4 protein-coding genes are annotated in these 4,055 nt (G+C 69.1%); 3 read left to right on the plus strand and 1 reads right to left on the minus strand.

The genetic code is table 11. The features are described from left to right. Nucleotides 1-117: 117 nt before the first annotated feature. Entirely contained in the window at nucleotides 118-930 is an 813-nt protein-coding gene (locus QZ772_RS06280; protein ID WP_295524077.1) for an outer membrane protein assembly factor BamD, read from the minus strand. A 126-nt stretch (nucleotides 931-1,056) separates the two neighbouring features. Between QZ772_RS06280 and QZ772_RS06285 the strand changes: the two genes are divergently transcribed. The 3 genes from QZ772_RS06285 to QZ772_RS06295 form a co-directional block, all read left to right on the plus strand. After that, on the plus strand, nucleotides 1,057-1,968 hold the full coding sequence (locus tag QZ772_RS06285; RefSeq protein ID WP_295524080.1) for an RluA family pseudouridine synthase: 912 nt from the start codon (nucleotides 1,057-1,059) through the stop codon (nucleotides 1,966-1,968). A gap of 169 nt (nucleotides 1,969-2,137) precedes the next feature. Further along, nucleotides 2,138-2,893 (plus strand): SMC-Scp complex subunit ScpB, encoded by a 756-nt coding sequence (gene scpB, locus QZ772_RS06290; RefSeq protein WP_295524078.1) that lies wholly within the window; start codon nucleotides 2,138-2,140, stop codon nucleotides 2,891-2,893. Beyond that, nucleotides 2,886-4,055: pseudouridine synthase (locus tag QZ772_RS06295; protein ID WP_295524079.1), on the plus strand; the 1,170-nt coding region annotated here is incomplete at its 3' end. The genes scpB and QZ772_RS06295, both read left to right, overlap by 8 nt.

The following is a 4,055-nucleotide window of genomic DNA, read 5'->3' on the forward strand; positions in this document are numbered from 1 at the left end:
GAACCCGTCGGAGCGAAGGGGCCATGGTCCCGGTCTCATATCGCGGACCTGGCGCCCCAAAGAAGAAGGCCGCACTCGGCGGCCTTCGACGGGACGTGATGCAGCCTCAGTTGCCGCTCACCAGAGCTTCCACCAGGGATCGTCCTTGGTCTTGAAGCCTTGTGCCAAGTAGCGGCTTTGCGGGTAGTTGGTGGTGAGCACGCGCTTGGCATCGTCGCGCAGGTCGTTCATGCCCAGGGCGTCGTACGACAGCACCATGATGTAGAGCGCTTCTTCGAGCGCTGGCACTTCGCGGTAGTCGGCCAGGGCGATCTGTGCCCGGTTGATCGCGGCGAGGTAGGCCCCGCGCTTGTAGTAGTAGCGGGCGACGTGAACTTCGTACTGCGCGAGCGAGTTCACGATGTAGTTCATGCGCTGGCGCGCATCGTTGGCGTAGCGGGAATCGGGGAAGCGGGTGACGAGTTCGCGGAAAGCCTCGAAGGATTCCTTCGCCGCCTTCTGGTCGCGCTCCGACAGGTCCTGGCGCGTCAGCCAGGCGAACATGCCCAGGTCGTCGTTGAAGTTGATGGTGCCCTTGAGGTACAGGGCGTAATCGATGGCGGGGCTGGCCGGATGCAGCTTCATGAACCGGTCCAGCGTGGCGAGGGCCTGGGCCTTGTCGCCCGCGCGGTACTGCGCGTAGGCCTTGTCGATCTGGGCCTGTTGGGCCAGGGGTGTGCCGGCGGCACGGCCTTCGAGCTTCTCGAACAGCGGCACGGCCTTGTCGTAGGCGCCACCGTCGGCTTCTTCCTTCGCCTCGGAGTAGATCTTGTTCGGGCTCCAGTTGGCCGTGGGATCGGTCTTGGTGGAGGAGCAGCCCGCCAGCAGGAACCCGGCGGCGCAGAGGGCGAGCCACGAGGGGACCGCCGATAATCGGGTGCGATACGTCACAGGCAAGCTTTCGTGAGTCAAACCCCCGGGATTATATCGACCCCCCCCTCGGCACAGCCTGGGCCCGAAGCCGACGCCGATGAGCCGTCGGACACTTTCGACGAGAGCGAACGACGGGCGTTTTCGATTCCCACGGCGCTGCACGGCCAGCGACTGGACCGGGCGCTGGCGCAGCTGATCCCCGAGTTCTCCCGAAGCTACCTGCAACAGCTGGTCGAGGAGGGCGCGGTGCAGCTCCAGGGCCGGGCGATCCGCAAGTCGGCGACAGCGGTCCAGGCCGGACAGGCCGGCGAGATCGAACTGCGCCCGACGCCGCAAAGCCAGGCCTTCCGGCCCGAACCCATGCCGCTGCAGGTGGTGCACGAGGACGAGCACTTGGTGGTCATCGACAAGCCTGCCGGCCTGGTGGTCCATCCGGCGCCCGGCCACTGGAGCGGCACGCTGCTCAACGGGCTGCTGGCCCGCGATATGAAGGCCGCCGCTCTGCCTCGGGCCGGCATCGTGCATCGGCTGGACCGGGACACCAGCGGCCTGATGGTCGTGGCCCGCACGCGCCAGACCATGGACGCGCTGGTGCGCATGATCGCGGCGAGGGAGGTTTCGCGGCAGTACCTGGCCATGGGCCATCGCGCGTGGTCGGGTCCCGTCAGTCGTACGGTCGAGGGCCCCATTGGCCGCGACCCGCGCAACCGCCTGCGCATGGCCGTGGTCGACCTGGCGCAGCATCCCGGCAAGCCGGCCCGCACCCGCTTCGAGCTGCTCGACGGCCACGACCGCGGCTGCCTGGTGCGCTGCACGCTGGACACCGGGCGCACGCATCAGATCCGGGTGCACATGGCCTCCATCGGTCATCCGCTGGTGGGCGACGAAACCTACGGCGGCGCACCGGCCGCCGGGCTGCACCGGCAGGCGCTGCATGCTTTCCGTCTTGCCTTCACGCATCCTGCGACCGGCCAGGCGCTCGAGCTGCGCTCGCCGCTGCCGCCGGACATTGCCGATGCCGCCCGGGCCTGGGGGCTCGACTACAATCGCTGCTGAGCGCCTCGCGGCGCGACCTCCGGCGGCCATCTTCTCGACTGGCCGTTCGCGCCTTCAGGACGGCGGCCCGTCCTGGCGCACAGCCGCAGACGGCGGCGCCTTCTTTCTTCTCTCTCGGCTCTTCTGTCCCGGCGCGCTCCGCGCGCTCCTTGCCTGGAACCTCGCCACCATGAATACGGCGGATGCCAAGCGCATTCTCGAAACTGCTCTGATGTGTTCGTCGCAGCCGCTGACGCTGCGAGACATGCGTGTGCTCTTCGACGAAGAGGTAGGCACCGACACGCTCAAATCCCTGCTCGCGCAGATGCAGGACGAGTGGGCGCAGCGGGGCATGGAGCTGGTGGGCGTGGCCAGCGGCTGGCGCTTTCAGAGCCGGCCCGAGATGCGCGACTTCCTGGACCGCCTGCATCCCGAGAAGCCGCCGCGCTACACCCGTGCCGCCCTCGAGACGCTGGCCATCATTGCCTATCGCCAGCCGGTCACCCGTGGCGACATGGAAGACATCCGCGGCGTCACGATCAATTCGCTGATCCTCAAGCAGCTCGAAGACCGCGGCTGGGTCGAGGTGATCGGCCACCGCGAGACGGTGGGCCGTCCCGCCCTCTACGCCACCACGCGGCAATTTCTCGACGACCTGGGCCTGGCTTCGCTCGACCAATTGCCGGCCATCGAGGCGCCGCACCAGGCCGGCGACATGGCACAGGCGCTGGCCGGCCGCGGCCTGCCGTCCGAGGCCGCGCAGCCAGCGCTGCCGATGGAGGGGGCGCCCGCCTCCGAGCCGCAATCCCCTTCCATCCTGCCTGCCAAGGCCGCCGCGGCTGTGCCGGATGTAGCCCCGGACGCCCAGCCGACTGTCCCCGCATCCCCGCCGCCCGGTGCGACATCCCCCGACACGAACACTTTCCCGGAAGCCCCTCATGACTGAATCCGATCCCGAACAGGGCCTGCCCGCGGGCGCTCCCGTTGCTGCCGAGACCCCGTCGGCGGCGGTACCGCAGCCGGCAGGCGGCGAAGAGGTCGCGGGCACGCCCGCGCGCAAGCGCCGTCCTCGCGCGAAGCGTGAGGTTGCTGCCGAACCGGCCGGGACCGAGGGCACTGCGCCCGCCGCGCCCGAACAGGCGCCAGTCGCCATGGAGCTGGCCGAAGCGGCGTCCGCCCCTGCGGCCCTGGGCGAGCGCGATCGTGACGACGGTGCCGATATCGACGACGAGGACGACGCGGACCACGAGGCGACCGAGGGTGCCCGCGAGCGTGCGCCGGCGGCTCAGCCGATCCAGTTCGCAGATGTGATCTCGGGCGACTTCGATGCGCAGGAAGAAGAGGAGGCGGCTGGTTCTACCGCCAAGCGCGTGCTGCTGCCCCAGGCGGACGCGCCCAAGCTGCACAAGGTGCTGGCCCAGGCGGGGCTGGGCTCGCGGCTGGAAATGGAGCGCCTGATCCTCGAGGGCCGCATCTCGGTCAACAACGAGCCGGCCCACATCGGACAGCGCATCCAGTACGGCGACCAGGTCAAGGTCAACGGCAAGCCGATCCGCTACCGGATCGCGCCGCCGCCGGCGCGCGTCATCGCCTATCACAAGCCGGTCGGCGAGGTCGTCACGCATGACGATCCGCAGAACCGGCCCACCGTCTTCCGCAAGCTGCCGCGCCTGCACCAGGGCAAGTGGCAATCCGTCGGCCGGCTGGACTTGAACACCGAGGGTCTGCTGCTGTTCACCAGTTCGGGCGAACTGGCCAACCGCCTGATGCATCCACGCTTCGGCCTGGAGCGCGAGTACGCGGTGCGCGTGCTGGGCGCCCTGTCGAACGAAGAAAAGCAGAAGCTGCTCGACGGCGTGCGCCTGGACGATGGCATCGCCCAGTTCGGCACCATCGAGGACGGCGGCGGCGAGGGCTCCAACTGCTGGTACCGCGTCACGATCTCCGAAGGGCGCAACCGGGAAGTGCGCCGGCTGTTCGAAGCCGTCGGCCACGCCGTGAGCCGGCTGATCCGCATCCGCTACGGCGCCATGGTGCTGCCGCGCGGCCTCAAGCGCGGCGCCTGGAAGGAGCTGGACGAGCAGGACATCCGCGCGCTCACCCGTGCC

Source organism: uncultured Pseudacidovorax sp. (assembly GCF_913773995.1).
Lineage (GTDB): Bacteria > Pseudomonadota > Gammaproteobacteria > Burkholderiales > Burkholderiaceae_C > Xenophilus.

Coding starts and splice junctions, on each gene's coding strand:
- scpB (WP_295524078.1), top strand. CDS start 2,138: ATGAATACGGCGGATGCCAAGCGCATTCTCGAAACTGCTCTGATGTGT.